Below are 14,786 nucleotides of genomic sequence, written 5' to 3'. Positions count from 1 at the left end.
TGGCTGTCCGCGGATTCATCATGCGCTGAAAGAACGTCGACGAGGTCTTGTGAAGGCTTGCTGAGAATCCTTGAGCACCAACATCACACTATTCCTCAAGCGCATAATCGCGTCACTCGTCCAAGACTTCACGACCATGCCATCTGCCATCCGCAACTCGCTCGTCTGGATATTCGACGCCTTCGAGCGAGATGCGACCTACGTACGCAAGCCAATGTTCGGCTGCGATGCCGCCTATGTCGAAGGCTTGTTGTGTCTGGTCGCCGCCGATCGCGAAGCGCCGTGGAACGGCTTGCTGGTCTGCACGTCACACGAGCGGCACGCCGCGCTGATCGACGACATGCCTGCGTTGCGGCCGCATCCGGTGCTCGGAAAGTGGCTTTACGTCCCGCAGGACGATCCGGCTTTCGAAACCGTCGCGGAAAAACTGACCGCACTCGTGCTCGCGCGAGACGATCGCGTCGGTGTCGAGCCTAAGCCGCGCCGACGCGGCAGGAAGTCCTTGTTGCCCGGGACATGACGCGCCGCGATCAGCCACCGGCCTGCCCGTGGCCGCCTACTCACCGGCACCCGATCGCGCAACCAAGCAACCCGAACGCGCCGACGAGCCCGACACCCGCGCCAAGCCCGAAGGTTTCGAGCGAGGTCGCGCAGCCTTGCAAGGCGCAAGCGCACGCCAGCGTGGCGGCCAGTAACAGGCGCCGGGCCTGGTTGCGCACGAGCTTGCTATGTCGACTGCCATGGATCATCCTCTTCTCCATCCGTTCCGGTTGTTCGCATCCTGTGCCAAGGCGCAATCGCCGCAGCGAGTGTAGCCAGCGCGAGCAGCCGGAGAACGGACGAATAACGGGCGGAAAGATGCGCACGCTTACCAAAGCTTGCGCCGATGAATCCGCTCGCCGCGGTTGCCGGCCGCGGCGCGCGCCGGGGCCAACGGGCATTTGATCGCAAATGCTGGTTCTCCCACATACCCCAGTGGCGCGCTTTGTCATGCTCATGATTCGGGCGTCGTAGGGGAGTTCGCCATGTCAGTCTATGTCGATGAAGGGTTCCGGCCCTGTGTGACGGAATGCGCAACGGTCGCATTCCGCGTGTGCTGCGACGATCGCGCGCAGATTTTCGAGGTCAGCGCCGAAGCGCTCGTCGCGTTTTGCGGTGCGGCGAGCAAGCGCAAGCGCGACCTGCTGGCCGCCTTCGAGGACGCGCAGCAGGAGATTCTGTCAGTCGCCGCGCAAAGGTGGACGTTCAAGCCGACCGAGCCGGTGCGGCTCGGGCTCGACGAGTTCCGTATGGTCAGACATTAGCTGTGCGAGAATCGGCTCATGCCCTGGATCGCCGCCCTGCCGATGTACAACGTCACGCCCGCGCTCGACCTTGAATGGCGCGAATGGCTGGACGACGTGCTGCGCAGAGTCAAGCCGGCATGCCGCATCGTCGAACCGGACGAGGAGTTGCACGGCTTCTGGCGGCGCCCCAACCTGCTGCTCTCGCAAACCTGCGGCTACCCGCTGATGCGTGGCCTGCACGAGCAGGTCCAGTTGATCGCGACGCCGCGCTTCGACGCGCCGGGCTGCGAAGGCGCGCATTATTCGAGCATGCTGGTGACGCGCGCGGACGCCCAGTTCGATACACTCGCCGCCTGCCGTGGCGCGCGCGCCGCCTACAATCAGGAAGACTCGAATAGCGGCATGAACGTGTTCCGTCACGCGGTCGCGCCTCACGCGCGCGCCGGCATGTTCTTCAGCAAGGTGCTGCGCACCGGCTCGCATCTCGGCTCGTTGCGAGCGGTGGTGGACGATCGCGCGGATGTCGCCGCGGTCGATTGCGTGACCTTCGCTTTCATTGGCGATGTGATGCCGGAGCTGGTCCGCCGGGTTCGCGCGATCGGCATGACGGCAGCCTCGCCGGGCCTGCCGTTGATCGCCTCCAGCACGGTGCCGCCGGCCACCATCCGCGCACTGCGCGAGGCACTGAACGAAACGCTCGAAATCCGCCCCGAGCGCGCAAAACGCCTGCGTTTGCAGGGCTTTTCCGTGCTGCCGCTCGTCGACTACGCACGCATCGAGCAGCTCGAAAACGAAGCGCGCGCCGCCGGCTACGCGCGCCTCGGCTGAACCGCCAGGCTGCGCAGCTACTGCACGTCCAGCACCAGAAGCTGCGCGCCGTCGGCCACCTGATCGCCGACCGCGTACAGCACTTCCGACACGGTCCCGTCCGCCGGCGCACCGATGGTGTGCTCCATCTTCATCGCTTCCATCACGAGCAGCGGCGTGCCCTTCTCGACCACGGCGCCGGGTTCGACCAGCACCGCGATCACCTTGCCCGGCATCGGCGCGGTCAAACGGCCTTCGCCGCCTTCCGCGTCGGCCACATGCGCGAGCAGGTTCTGCCACTCGAACGCGAGCGCCGCGCCGAGGCAGAACACATGAAACGTGTCGCCGTCGACTAACACGCGGCCCGTGATGCGCGCATCGCCGAGCGTCGCGCGGAACTCGTGCGCGCCCGTGCCGTTCGACCACGAAAAGTGTTCGCGCACGCCGTCGTGTTCGAGCGTTTGCGCGGCGCCGTCGCGCGCGAACGTGACGGTGAATCCGTGTTCCTTGTCGCCGCTTTTGTTGCTACTGTCGTCGATTGCGCGCCAGCCGAGCGTTTGCGTGTAGCCGCCGTTCAGACGCCAGTGCGACAGCGCATCCCACGGCGACGCGCCGTGAGCCGTGCCGCCCTCGCGCGTGAGCAACGCGGCGCAGGCGAGCGCGAGCGCTTCCTTAAAGGGCTTCTTGAGCGGCGCGAACAGCGCGTCATGATGGCGCTCGATCAAACCGGTGTCGAGGTCGCCGGTCGCAAACGGCTCGCTGGCGACGATGCGTTGCAGGAACTCGACGTTGGTATGCGGCCCGACCACTTCACACGCGTGCAGCGCACGGCTCAGGCGCGCGAGCGCTTCTTCGCGCGTGGCGCCGTGGACGATCAGCTTGGCGATCATCGGGTCGTAGAACGGCGTGATGGTGTCGCCTTCGCGCACGCCGCTGTCGATCCGCACCGGCGCCTTGCGTCCGGACTCGCCCAGGCCCGCCGCGCCTGAACCGGCCGCATCGATCGCAAACTCCACGCCCTCGGGCATGCGCAGATGCTTGAGCGTACCCGTCGACGGCAGGAAACCACGCGCCGGATGCTCGGCGTAGATGCGCGCCTCGATCGCATGGCCGTCGAGCTTCAACTGCTGCTGCGTGAGCGGCAGCGGTTCGTCGGCGGCGACGCGCAATTGCCACTCCACGAGATCCTGGCCCGTCACCATCTCCGTGACCGGATGCTCGACCTGCAGGCGCGTGTTCATTTCCATGAAGTAGAAGTCGCCGCTGCCGGTCATGATGAACTCGACCGTGCCCGCGCCGACATATTTCACCGCGCGCGCGGCGGCTACCGCCGCTTCGCCCATTTCGCGCTTTATCTCAGCGCTCAGTCCCGGCGCCGGCGCTTCTTCGAGCACCTTCTGGTGACGCCGCTGCACCGAGCAATCGCGATCGAACAGATAGACCGCGCCGCCGTGACGGTCAGCGAATACCTGCACTTCCACGTGACGCGGCCGCGTCAGATACTTCTCGATCAGCACGCGGTCGTTGCCGAAGCTGCTCGCCGCCTCGCGCTTGCACGAGGCCAGCGCCGCCGCGAAATCCTCGCTGCGTTCGACCACGCGCATGCCCTTGCCGCCGCCGCCGGCGCTGGCCTTGAGCAGCACCGGGTAGCCGATCGCATCGGCCTCGCGATGCAGCAACTGCGGCTCCTGGTCGTCGCCGTGATAACCGGGCACGAGCGGCACGGCGGCCGCGTGCATCAGCGCCTTCGCGGCGGCCTTCGAGCCCATCGCGGCGATGGCCGCGACCGGCGGTCCGATAAAGACGATGCCGGCCGCTTCGCACGCATGCGCGAAGTCTTCGTTCTCCGACAGGAAGCCATAGCCCGGATGCACCGCCTGCGCGCCGGTGGCACGCGCGGCCTCGATGATGCGCTCGACCCGCAGATAACTTTCCGCCGCCGTCGAGCCGCCGATGTGCACCGCCTCGTCGCACGCGGCCACGTGTTTCGCGTTGGCATCCGCGTCGGAATAGACGGCCACGCTCGCGATGCCGAGCCGCTTGCAGGTCGCGGCGACGCGGCACGCAATCTCGCCGCGGTTGGCAATCAGGATCTTGTTGAACATGAGTGTCTCGATGAAGTGTGCGGTTCGGGGCGATTGTTCCGTTCAAGGCGCTGCACGACGCGCCCCGCAAAATGGACGTGGCGCGCGCGTCAGCTGCGCCAGGCCGGCGTGCGTTTTTCGAGGAACGACGCGACGCCTTCACGCCCTTCCGCGCTGGCGCGCGTACGCGCGATGCGCGCCGCCGTGTCTTCGATCAGCGCGCCGGTCAGCTCGCGGCCCGCGATGTCCTGCACGAGTTGCTTGCACGCGCGCACCGCTTGCGGTCCGTTCGCGCACAGCGTTTGAGCAAGTTGCTCGACCGTGGCGTCAAGCTGCTGCGCGTCGACCGCTTCGCTAACGAAGCCGAGGCGCAACGCCGTCGCGCAATCGAACGCCTCGGCGGTGGCGAAATAGCGGCGCGACGCCTGCTCGCCCAACGCGCGGATCACGTACGGCGCGATGGTCGCCGGAATCAGACCGAGCCGCGCCTCGGACAGGCAGAAGCGCGCGCTCTGCACGGCCACCACGATGTCGCACGCCGCGATCAGGCCCATACCGCCCGCGTACGCATCACCGTTCACGCGCGCGATCACCGGCTTGTTGCAGCGGTACACCGATGCCAGCATGTTCGCCAGCAACATCGCGTCGGCGCGGTTCTCGTCGTCCGAGTAACCCGCCATTTTCTTCATCCAGTTCAGATCGGCGCCCGCGCAGAACGCCTTGCCGTTCGCGGCGAGCACCACCGCGCGCACGTCGTCGCGCGCATTGAACGCCGTGAACGCCGCGGTCACTTCGGCGATCATCGTTTCGTTGAACGCATTGCGCACGTCCGGCCGATTCAGCGTGACCGTGGCAACCTGTCCGGCGATTTCCAGATTCAGTGTTTCATATTGCATCGTCGCAGCTCCCGCGCTTCGTCGCGCCTCGTCACATTCTGAACACGCCGAAACGTGTGTCTTCGATCGGCGCGTTCATGCTCGCCGAGAGGCCGAGGCCGAGCACATCGCGTGTTTGCGCCGGGTCGATCACGCCGTCGTCCCACAGACGCGCGCTCGCGTAATACGGGTGGCCCTGATGCTCGTACTGGTCGCGGATCGGCTGCTTGAACGCCTCTTCTTCTTCGGCGCTCCACGAGCCGCCCTTGCCTTCGATGCCGTCGCGCTTGACCGTGGCCAGCACCGACGCCGCCTGCTCGCCGCCCATCACCGAGATGCGTGCGTTCGGCCACATCCACAGGAAGCGCGGCGAATACGCGCGGCCGCACATGCCGTAGTTGCCCGCGCCAAACGAGCCGCCGATGATCACCGTGAACTTGGGCACCTTCGCGGTCGCGACCGCCGTCACCATCTTCGCGCCGTTGCGCGCGATGCCTTCGTTTTCGTATTTGCGGCCCACCATGAAGCCGGTGATGTTCTGCAGGAACACGAGCGGAATCTTGCGCTGGCAGCACAGCTCGATGAAGTGCGTGCCCTTGAGCGCCGACTCCGAAAACAGAATGCCGTTGTTCGCGACGATGCCGACCGGATGCCCCCAGATATGCGCGAAGCCGGTGACGAGCGTGGTCCCGTAACGCGCCTTGAATTCGTCGAAAGCGGAATCGTCGACAATGCGTGCAATCACCTCGCGGATATCGAACGGCTTGCGCGTGTCGACGGGAATCACGCCATACATGCTCTTCACGTCGTAGCGCGGCGGCTTGGGTTCCTGCAACGCAAGCGGTGTGTGCTTCGTGCGATTCAGATTGCCGACGATGCTGCGCGCGATCGCCAGCGCGTGCGCGTCGTTCTGCGCGAGATGATCGACCACGCCCGACAGCCGCGTATGCACGTCACCGCCGCCGAGGTCTTCCGCGCTCACCACTTCGCCGGTCGCAGCCTTCACGAGCGGCGGACCGCCGAGAAAAATGGTCCCCTGATTCTTCACGATGATCGACTCGTCGCTCATCGCCGGCACATACGCGCCGCCCGCCGTGCACGAGCCCATTACGACCGCGATCTGCGGAATGCCCGCCGCCGACAGATTCGCCTGGTTGTAGAAGATGCGGCCGAAGTGATCGCGGTCGGGGAACACGTCGTCCTGATTCGGCAGATTCGCGCCGCCGGAGTCGACCAGATACACGCAGGGCAAATGATTTTCCGCGGCGATCTCCTGGGCCCGCACGTGCTTTTTCACGGTGACCGGATAGTACGTGCCGCCCTTGACCGTCGCGTCGTTGCACACGATCACGCACTCCTGCCCCGCGATCCGGCCGATGCCCGTGATCACGCCCGCGCCCGGCGCATCGTTGTGATACATGTTGTACGCGGCGAGTTGCGAGAACTCGAGAAACGGCGTGCCCGGATCGAGCAGTTTCTCGATGCGATCGCGCGGCAGCAGCTTGCCGCGCCCGGTGTGTTTGTCGCGCGCCGCCGGGCCGCCGCCCAGTGCGAGCTTGGCGATCTTCGCGCGCAGATCGGCGACCAGCGCTTCGAGCGCTGCCGCATTGGCGCGAAAATCGTCCGAGCGTGGATTGAGCTTTGATTCGATGACCGGCATGGGGTAGCTTCTCCTTTTCGCCGCTTCTTATAGAGGCTGGTGCCCGGCGCGCCGCGATGCGGCGCGCGCAACGCACGTGTGCTGCACATGTCATGCACGCGCAACGCGCTCACGCCATGTCAGAGCGTTTCGGCAAACAGTTCGCGGCCGATCAGCATGCGACGGATTTCGCTCGTGCCTGCGCCGATTTCGTAGAGCTTCGCATCACGCCACAGCCGCCCAACCGGATAGTCATTGATATAGCCATTGCCGCCGAGAATCTGAATCGCTTCGCCGGCCATCCACGTGGCTTTTTCCGCGGTGTACAGAATCACGCCCGCGCAGTCCTTGCGCACCTGGCGAACGTGCTCGTTGCCGAGCGTATCGAGTTGACGGCCCACCGCGTACAGATACGCACGGCACGCCTGCAACGTGGTGTAGAGATCGGCCACCTTGCCCTGAATCAGCTGGAACTCGCCGATCGACTGGCCGAACTGCTTGCGGTCGTGGATATACGGCACGACCGCGTCCATCACCGCAACCATGATGCCGGTCGGGCCGCCCGCGAGCACCGCGCGTTCATAGTCGAGCCCGCTCATCAGCACCTTCGCGCCGCCGTTCAACTGGCCGAGAATATTTTCTTCGGGCACTTCGACGTTCTCGAACACCAGTTCGCCGGTATGCGAACCGCGCATCCCAAGCTTGTCGAGTTTTTGCGCAACCGAAAAACCCTTCATGCCCTTCTCGACGATAAACGCGGTAATGCCGCGCGAATTCGCTTCGGGATCGGTCTTCGCATAGACCACCAGCGTGTCGCAATCCGGGCCGTTCGTGATCCACATCTTGGTGCCGTTGAGCACGTAGCGGTCGCCCTTCTTCTCGGCGCGCAGCTTCATGCTGACGACGTCCGAGCCCGCGTTCGGCTCGCTCATCGCGAGTGCGCCGACATGTTCGCCGGACACGAGCTTGGGCAGGTATTGACGCTTTTGCGCGTCGGTGCCGTTGCGATGAATCTGGTTCACGCACAGGTTCGAATGCGCGCCGTAAGACAGGCCGACCGACGCGGACGCGCGCGAGATCTCTTCCATCGCGATCATATGCGCGGTGTAGCCCATGTTCGCGCCGCCGTATTCCTCCGAGACCGTCATGCCGAGCACGCCGAGGTCCCCGAACTTGCGCCACAGGTCCATCGGGAATTGATCCGTGCGGTCGATTTCCGCGGCACGCGGGGCGATTTCCTTGGCGGCGAATCCCGCGATGCTGTCACGCAGCATTTCGATTTCTTCGCCGAGCGGGAACTGCAAACCGGGCAGGTTGCGCATTGCTGTGTCTCCAGAGTTCGATGGCGGCGGGTCGGCCTCGTGGGCGCCGCCGGGTCCGCGCGCGGGCCGGTGGGCTGCGGCGGGTTGCACCACTGCTGCCGCTCCGCACGACGCGCGACAAGTTTCACTGCGCATTTCACGCCAGATTGACGTATGCGTCAATAGGTATTTTTGAGTGTTACTCAGAAAATGTTCGGACGTGCCTTCGACGCCGCTTTGCAGTTAAAATCGTGCTCATCAGCCTCGGTTGGCTCATTGGGCGCGCTCACCGGGCTCCGTCCGCGCCTCAAATCTGAACTCCACTCATATGACGGTTGCCGTGAAGGCCGAGTTACCCGTGTCGCGCCGCCAGCCGGCCGGGCGCAAATCGCAGCAACGCGTGAAGGAAATTCTTCAGGCGGGGCGCGACGTTTTCTCCGAGAAAGGCTACGAGCGCGCGACGACCGCCGAGATCGCGCAGCGCTTAGGCATTTCCGAGGCGACCGTGTTCAGCTATTTCCGCGGCAAGCGCGAGCTATGCGCGCGCGTGATCGGCGACTGGTACGACGAGATCATCGGCGCGATCGAAGCGGGCTTGCCGCGCGACGGCAACGTGCGCCAGCAGTTCGCCTTCATCGTGCGCACGCACTTGCGGCTGATGCTGGTGAACGGCACCGATCTCTGCGCGCTGGTGCTGTCAGAGGGACGCGCGCGTCATCACGAACTGAGTGAAGCGCTGACCGAGCTGCAGCGCAGCTATACCGCACCGTTGATGCGCGTGTTGGCGCAAGGCCAGCAGAGCGGACAGATTCGCACCGACATGCCACTGCGTTTATTGCGCTCGATGGTGTTCGGGCCGATGGAGCATGTGCTGTGGGACGCCACGCTGACCAAACGGCGCATCGACATCGACGCGACCGCGGACCAGTTGATCGACGTGTTGTGGACCGCGCTCACGCCGCCGGACCTGGCGGTGAACGCGTTGCAACGGTTCAGGGCGGAAGTTGCAGAGGCGAACCGGCGCTTCGAAGAAGAAGCCGCGCGCCGCGCGCCAGGTGCGCCGCGCGACGCGTAGCGGGTCATGTCGCGCGGTTTTCCGCCAGCACGATTGCGCGCTTCTGTCTCGCGGCCGAAAAGAAGCTAATCTACTGCTTCCCCCGGCTGGAGCCAGAAGGAGAACCCACGTGGCCGAAGAAAAAAGCGCAACAAGCGCAAAGCGTGCAAACAGCACGAAGAGCACGAAACCCGCCAGGAGCGCCGGAAGCGCGAATATCCGCATCGGCATCGGCGGCTGGACCTACGCGCCGTGGCGGGGCACCTTCTACCCGTCGGACCTCACGCAAAGCCGCGAACTCGAATACGCGAGCCGCCAACTCACTTCGATAGAAATCAACGGCACGTTCTACGGTTTGCAAAAGCCGGCGAGCTATGAGAAGTGGTATCAGGAGACTCCGGACGATTTCGTTTTTTCACTGAAGGCGCCGCGCTACGCGACCAACAGAAAAGTGCTTGCCGACGCGGGTGAAACGATCGAACGCTTCTTCGCGAGCGGCGTGCTGCTGCTCAAACAGAAGCTCGGTCCGGTCAACTGGCAGTTCGCGCCGACCAAAAAGTTCGACCCCGAAGACTTCGAGGCTTTTCTGAAACTGCTGCCCGCGAGCATCGAAGGCCAGAAGCTCAGGCACGCCGTCGAAGTCCGCAACGACACGTTCAAAACGCCGGACTTCATCGCGCTCGCGCGCAATTACAAAGTCGCGGTGGTGCTGGCGGGCGACAGCGACTACCCGCAAATCGCCGACCTCACCGCGCCGTTCGTATATGCGCGCATCATGGGCACGACCGATAAACAGGCCAAAGGCTATTCGGCCAAAGCGCTCGACGCATGGGCCCAACGCGCGCGCCAGCTGGCCGCGGGCGCGACGCCGGACGACCTCGAAACCGCCGCCGAACCGCCGGCCAAAGCAGCCGCGCGCGATGTCTATCTATACGTGATCAGCGGCTTCAAGGAGCGCAACCCGGCCGCCGCCATGGCACTGATCGGCAAACTCTGAGCCGGCGCAGGACCGGCCACGGCTGGCGGGTGTCATAATCGCGCCAGCGGATCGGTGCAAACTCCATGCGAATCCCGCGCGCTTGCAGTGCAGCGGTAACGCCGATCGAACACCAACCCCACGCAGCGTCCCCGCCAAGCCGGCGCGCGGACGCGCGCACATTCAGGCGGCCACGCCGCCTCACCATCAAGCCCCGGGAGAATATTTTGAGCGCCATCGACAATCCTTTGCACGATCAGGAAGTCGGCTCGGCCGACGCCACCCAGGACACCACGCGCATCGACGACGTGCGGATCGGCGCGGTCCGTCCGCTGATTTCCCCCGCGTTGCTGCAAGACGAGCTGCCGGTGCCGCTCGCCGTGCAGACGCTCGTCGAGAAAACGCGCGCGGAAATCGCCGACGTTCTGCATGGCCGCGACGACCGGCTCGTGATGATCGTCGGCCCCTGTTCGATTCACGACCATGACCAGGCGATCGAATACGCACGCAAGCTGAAGGCCGCGGCCGACGCCTATAAAGACGATCTGCTGATCGTGATGCGCGTCTACTTCGAAAAGCCCCGCACTACGGTCGGCTGGAAAGGCTATATCAACGACCCGCGTCTGGACGGCAGCTTCCGCATCAACGAAGGCCTGCGGCTCGCGCGGCAGTTGCTGCTCGACATCAACGGTCTGGGGCTGCCCACGGCTACCGAGTTTCTCGATCTGCTCAGTCCGCAATACATCGCCGACCTGATCGCGTGGGGCGCCATTGGCGCGCGCACGACCGAGAGTCAGAGTCATCGGCAACTGGCTTCGGGGTTGAGCTGCCCGATCGGTTTCAAGAACGGCACCGACGGCGGCGTGCAGATCGCCGCGGACGCGATTGTCGCGGCACGCGCGAGCCACGCGTTCATGGGCATGACGAAAATGGGCATGGCCGCGATCTTCGAAACGCGCGGCAACGACGACGCGCACGTGATCCTGCGCGGCGGCAAGAAAGGACCGAACTACGACAGCGCATCGGTGGACGCCACATGCGCGGCGCTCAAATCAGCCGGCCTGCGCGAGCAGGTGATGATCGATTGCTCGCATGCGAACTCGGGCAAGTCGCATTTGCGTCAACTGGAGGTGGTGCAGGATCTGGCGCAGCAGCTATCGCAGCGCGAGCGCCGCATTATGGGCGTGATGCTGGAGAGTCATCTGGAAGAAGGCCGTCAGGACCTGAAAGCCGGGGTGCCGTTGCGTTATGGCGTGTCCATCACGGATACCTGCGTGAGCTGGGCGCAAACCGAGCCGGTGCTCGACACCCTTGCCGCCGCAACCCGCAAGCGCCGCGCGGGCTGAGCGCGCGTTACAAGCCGCGACAGAACCCGCGGCAAACTCGGGACAAGTTCAGGCACACGCGCCGCACCACCCGCCGGTCGGTCAAGCTTGCCGGGGTTGGGCAGCGCGTGATTCCTCGCGCCCGATGCATGGCTCGCCGCGCGCTTCACGGCGCACGTGGATGCTCCGGCGCGAAGCGCGTTGCATTACGACGCGTTGACTGCTTCCTTGAACGCCTTGCCGGCGGTGAACTTCACCGTCTTGGCAGCCGCGATCTGGATCTCGGCACCCGTCGACGGATTGCGGCCTACGCGTGCTGCGCGCGCGCCAGTCGAGAAAGAACCGAAACCGACCAGTTGCACCGTATCGCCACCCACCACGGCCTTGGTCACCGCTTCGACGATCGCGTCGATGGTTTGGCCGGTGGCCGCTTTGCTTTCGCCGGTCGCTGCGGCGACTGCATCAATCAGTTCCTGTTTGTTCATAGCACTTCCCGTATGGTAATCATGGAACCGGCGCCACATCTGTCGCGCCGGGACCGACACACTAACGCATAGGCGCGCATTCGCGCAAACCTTCGGTGTAAGGCTTGTATCACCCGCCCACAGCCGATTCGACGATTTTTCGTCGCAAACTGCCCTAAGAATCGCGCGCTTACGTGCTTCCGGCGTTTTCCCCGTGCTTGCGTTCCATCACAATCCGTTGCAATTTCAGTGGTTTAGCGGTGGGGCGACGGCTCTCGGCAGGCTTTCTTCCCATGTTAGGTTCGGTTACGGGGATTCGGCATGGGCGGGTTCAGTGCTGATAAAAATCAGGGATTCCGCGGGAGTGAAAGAATGAAATTTTGCCGTCTTGCAACAAAAGCTGCGCTGTTTGCCGCCGTGTCCGCAATGTCTCTGACCGCTTTCGCCGACGACAATGCAGGCTGCGCGACACTGGTCGGCGCGCCATCCGGCTCGAATTCGCCCCAAGGCTTTCAAATGCGCGATGGCGAACCGGTCGATCTGGTGAGCGCAACGAAGGTGGTCCACGGCAGGCTGCTGGTGTTCAGCGACAACGCGGTGTTTCGCGCTTACTGGCAACCCGACAATAGCCCGGAAAAATACGTGCTGGCGAATGCGGGCGTGAACACCGTGCGCCTCGTGTCGACGCCGCCGCGAGGGACGCCGGCCGGCAACGGCGAATCCGGCACGACCGTTGCGCCGCAAGTCGTGCTGTCGTGCCCCGCGCTTTAAATCGGTAAAAAGCGCGTCAGCTGTGCCATACGCAGCGCACAAATGACGTCCGGCCTGATACTGCCCGGTCGGAGTTACCGCTTGCCCAGCGCCCCATTTATTTTGCTTTCAGGACCTCTCAAGGTCCAAAATGCGCAGCCGATATATCAGGTTACGTGCGCCTGCAAACGTGAAAGGAATGGGAATGGTTGGGCTAGCGAAGTTGAGGGAAGCACTATCGGTTGCCGAGGGCGACCCTGAACTCGTGCGTTCACAGGTTCAGGCTTTCAGCCGTCAGATACCACTTCTTTATTTCATCCTGCTCGTCAACACGATGGCCGTCGCGGTTACACATCTGCGCAGCGCCCCGGCATGGTTGTCCATCTATGTGCCCGCCTCGCTCTGCGCGCTGTGCATTATCCGTTGCGTTCGATGGTGGCGCATCCGTCACCGTGTGCTGACCCACGACAAAGCCGTGCCCGAATTGCGCAAGGTGATCTGGCTTGCTGGCATTCTCGGCGTCGCGTTCAGCGTTTGGTCACTTCTACTATTCCCTTACGGCACGGACTTCGAACAGGCGCAGGTCGCGTTCTACATGGCGACGACGCTGGTGGGCTGCGTATTCTGCCTGATGCATCTGCGCGCGGCAGCGTTGCTGCTGCTTTCAATCGTCATCCTGAGCTTTTCCAGCTTCCTCGTTTCCACGGGCTATCCGGTGTTCATCGCGATGGCGGTCGACATGACGCTGGTCGGCATCGCTCTGGCCGTCATCATCCAGCTTTATTGCCGCACCTTTGCCGATGTGGTGCACGCGCAGCGCGAGCTGCAGGCAAGCCAGCAGCATACGCAGCGGCTCAGTGACGAGAACTTCCGGCTCGCCAGCATCGACAGTCTCACCGACCTGCCGAACCGGCGCAGCTTTTTCGCATCGCTGCGCGCGATGTCGGAACAGGCGCTCGCCGCCGGCACCGGCTTCAATGTCGGGCTGATCGATCTCGACGGCTTCAAACAGGTCAACGATCTCTACGGACACGCGAGCGGCGATCTCGTGCTACAGGAAGTCGGCTTGCGCCTGCTCGCGCTCGCCGACCCGGGTCTGTTCTTCGCGCGGCTGGGCGGTGACGAATTCGGCGTGCTCGTCCAGCACAAGCGCTCGAACGAGATGCTGGTCGCGGTGGGCCAGCGCATCTGCGAGACGCTCAGCCAGCCGTACCGGGTGGGCGGCAACATCGCCAGGCTGTCCGGCACGATCGGCTGGGCCGCGTTTCCCGAAGCCGGCACCACGGTCGCGCAAGTGTTCGAACACGCCGATGCCGCGCTGTACTTCGGCAAGGAAAGCCGGCGCGGCTCGCCGGTGATCTTCTCCACCGAACATGAAACGCGCATCCGCCGTTCGAGTCTCCTGACCCAGGAGCTGCGCCATGCCGACCTCGAGGCGGAGCTGTTTCTGGAACTGCAACCGATCTACGATCTGCTCACGCATCGCCCGATTGGCCTGGAAGCGCTCGGGCGCTGGCATAACGCGCGGCTCGGCACGGTCAAGCCGGAAGAATTCATTCGCATCGCGGAGCGTACCGAACTGATTCTGCGCGTCACGGAAGTGCTGCTGCGCAAGGCACTCGACGAAGCCGCGCGCTGGCCCTGCGATCTGTTTCTGTCGTTCAACCTGTCCGCGATCGATATCTCCACTTCGGCGCGTGCCCGCCGTCTGATCGATATCGTGTCGGCGAGCGGCGTGCCGCCGGGTCGCGTGGCGTTCGAAATCACGGAGACCGCCGTGACGCGCGATTTCGAACAGGCCCGCCGTTCGCTCACGATGATCAAGCAAGCCGGCTGCCGCGTGTCGCTCGACGACTTCGGCACCGGTTATTCGAGCCTGAGCTACGTGCACCGCCTGCCATTCGATACGATCAAGATCGACCGCAGCTTCGTGACCGACGTGGACTCGAACAGCGCGTCGAAGAAGATCGTCAAGTCGGTGCTCGACCTGTGCGGGAATCTCGGGCTCGAATGCGTGGTGGAGGGGCTCGAAACGGCGCTGCAAGCCGAGGTCGTCAAGCGGCTGGGTGCGCGCGCCGTGCAGGGCTATCTGTTCAGCCCGCCCCTGCGCGCCGGCGCCGTCGGCGCGTATTTGCAGGCGGCGTCGGAGCAGGCCTTGGCCCTGGAGGCGCAGCGGTAGACACGCCGCGCGCCATCTCGGGCCGCCGCGCCGCCCCGCCGCCGGA

14 protein-coding genes are annotated in these 14,786 nt (G+C 64.4%); 8 read left to right on the top strand and 6 right to left on the bottom strand.

From position 1 onward, the window contains the following. The first annotated feature begins 136 nt into the window (after window positions 1–136). Window positions 137–520, top strand: coding sequence for a hypothetical protein (locus PQR02_RS03860; RefSeq protein ID WP_408225700.1), 384 nt, complete (start codon window positions 137–139; stop codon window positions 518–520). Window positions 521–560: 40 nt separating this feature from the next. On the opposite strand, the gene PQR02_RS03855 is transcribed toward PQR02_RS03860, so the two are convergent. Then, complete coding sequence (locus PQR02_RS03855) at window positions 561–749, bottom strand: hypothetical protein (protein ID WP_408225697.1); 189 nt, start codon at window positions 747–749, stop codon at window positions 561–563. Window positions 750–1,025: 276 nt separating this feature from the next. On the opposite strand from PQR02_RS03855, the gene PQR02_RS03850 reads away from it, so the two are divergent. Next, window positions 1,026–1,304, top strand: a complete 279-nt coding sequence (locus PQR02_RS03850) for a DUF1488 family protein (RefSeq protein WP_408225694.1) — start codon at window positions 1,026–1,028, stop codon at window positions 1,302–1,304. Window positions 1,305–1,322: 18 nt separating this feature from the next. Then, complete coding sequence (locus tag PQR02_RS03845; RefSeq protein ID WP_408225691.1) at window positions 1,323–2,114, top strand: phosphate/phosphite/phosphonate ABC transporter substrate-binding protein; 792 nt, start codon at window positions 1,323–1,325, stop codon at window positions 2,112–2,114. A gap of 17 nt (window positions 2,115–2,131) precedes the next feature. Here the strand turns inward: PQR02_RS03845 and PQR02_RS03840 are convergent, their stop codons facing one another. The 4 genes from PQR02_RS03840 to PQR02_RS03825 all read right to left on the bottom strand — a co-directional run bounded on the left by PQR02_RS03840 (window position 2,132) and on the right by PQR02_RS03825 (window position 8,013). Next, complete coding sequence (locus PQR02_RS03840; protein WP_408225688.1) at window positions 2,132–4,198, bottom strand: acetyl/propionyl/methylcrotonyl-CoA carboxylase subunit alpha; 2,067 nt, start codon at window positions 4,196–4,198, stop codon at window positions 2,132–2,134. A gap of 89 nt (window positions 4,199–4,287) precedes the next feature. Further along, on the bottom strand, window positions 4,288–5,073 hold the full coding sequence (locus PQR02_RS03835; protein WP_408225685.1) for an enoyl-CoA hydratase/isomerase family protein: 786 nt from the start codon (window positions 5,071–5,073) through the stop codon (window positions 4,288–4,290). 31 nt (window positions 5,074–5,104) lie between these two features. Further along, on the bottom strand, window positions 5,105–6,712 hold the full coding sequence (locus tag PQR02_RS03830) for a carboxyl transferase domain-containing protein (protein ID WP_408225682.1): 1,608 nt from the start codon (window positions 6,710–6,712) through the stop codon (window positions 5,105–5,107). 119 nt (window positions 6,713–6,831) lie between these two features. Next, window positions 6,832–8,013 (bottom strand): isovaleryl-CoA dehydrogenase, encoded by a 1,182-nt coding sequence (locus PQR02_RS03825; RefSeq protein WP_408225679.1) that lies wholly within the window; start codon window positions 8,011–8,013, stop codon window positions 6,832–6,834. Window positions 8,014–8,320: 307 nt separating this feature from the next. Between PQR02_RS03825 and PQR02_RS03820 the strand changes: the two genes are divergently transcribed. The 3 genes from PQR02_RS03820 to PQR02_RS03810 all read left to right on the top strand — a co-directional run bounded on the left by PQR02_RS03820 (window position 8,321) and on the right by PQR02_RS03810 (window position 11,368). Beyond that, on the top strand, window positions 8,321–9,067 hold the full coding sequence (locus PQR02_RS03820; RefSeq protein WP_408225676.1) for a TetR/AcrR family transcriptional regulator: 747 nt from the start codon (window positions 8,321–8,323) through the stop codon (window positions 9,065–9,067). 196 nt (window positions 9,068–9,263) lie between these two features. Then, window positions 9,264–10,043, top strand: a complete 780-nt coding sequence (locus PQR02_RS03815) for a DUF72 domain-containing protein (RefSeq protein ID WP_408225822.1) — start codon at window positions 9,264–9,266, stop codon at window positions 10,041–10,043. Window positions 10,044–10,249: 206 nt separating this feature from the next. Beyond that, the gene (locus PQR02_RS03810; protein ID WP_408225673.1) at window positions 10,250–11,368 is read left to right on the top strand and encodes a 3-deoxy-7-phosphoheptulonate synthase; all 1,119 of its coding nucleotides are present in this window, start codon (window positions 10,250–10,252) and stop codon (window positions 11,366–11,368) included. 185 nt (window positions 11,369–11,553) lie between these two features. Here PQR02_RS03810 and PQR02_RS03805 read toward each other — a convergent pair whose 3' ends face one another. After that, window positions 11,554–11,832, bottom strand: coding sequence for an HU family DNA-binding protein (locus tag PQR02_RS03805; protein WP_006049832.1), 279 nt, complete (start codon window positions 11,830–11,832; stop codon window positions 11,554–11,556). Window positions 11,833–12,183: 351 nt separating this feature from the next. Here PQR02_RS03805 and PQR02_RS03800 point away from each other — a divergent pair, with 351 nt between their 5' ends. Further along, window positions 12,184–12,582 carry a hypothetical protein gene (locus PQR02_RS03800; RefSeq protein WP_408225670.1) on the top strand — a complete coding sequence of 133 codons (399 nt, stop codon included), beginning with the start codon at window positions 12,184–12,186 and terminating at the stop codon, window positions 12,580–12,582. Between the two features lie 184 nt (window positions 12,583–12,766). Next, window positions 12,767–14,740 (top strand): putative bifunctional diguanylate cyclase/phosphodiesterase, encoded by a 1,974-nt coding sequence (locus PQR02_RS03795; protein WP_408225667.1) that lies wholly within the window; start codon window positions 12,767–12,769, stop codon window positions 14,738–14,740. The last annotated feature ends 46 nt before the right edge of the window (window positions 14,741–14,786 follow it).

The sequence above is a fragment of the Paraburkholderia sediminicola genome, assembly GCF_046026895.1.
Classification (GTDB): Bacteria; Pseudomonadota; Gammaproteobacteria; order Burkholderiales; family Burkholderiaceae; genus Paraburkholderia; species Paraburkholderia sediminicola_C.
Note: the sequence above shows the minus strand (reverse complement) of the source record. Positions and strands in the feature narration are given on the sequence as shown.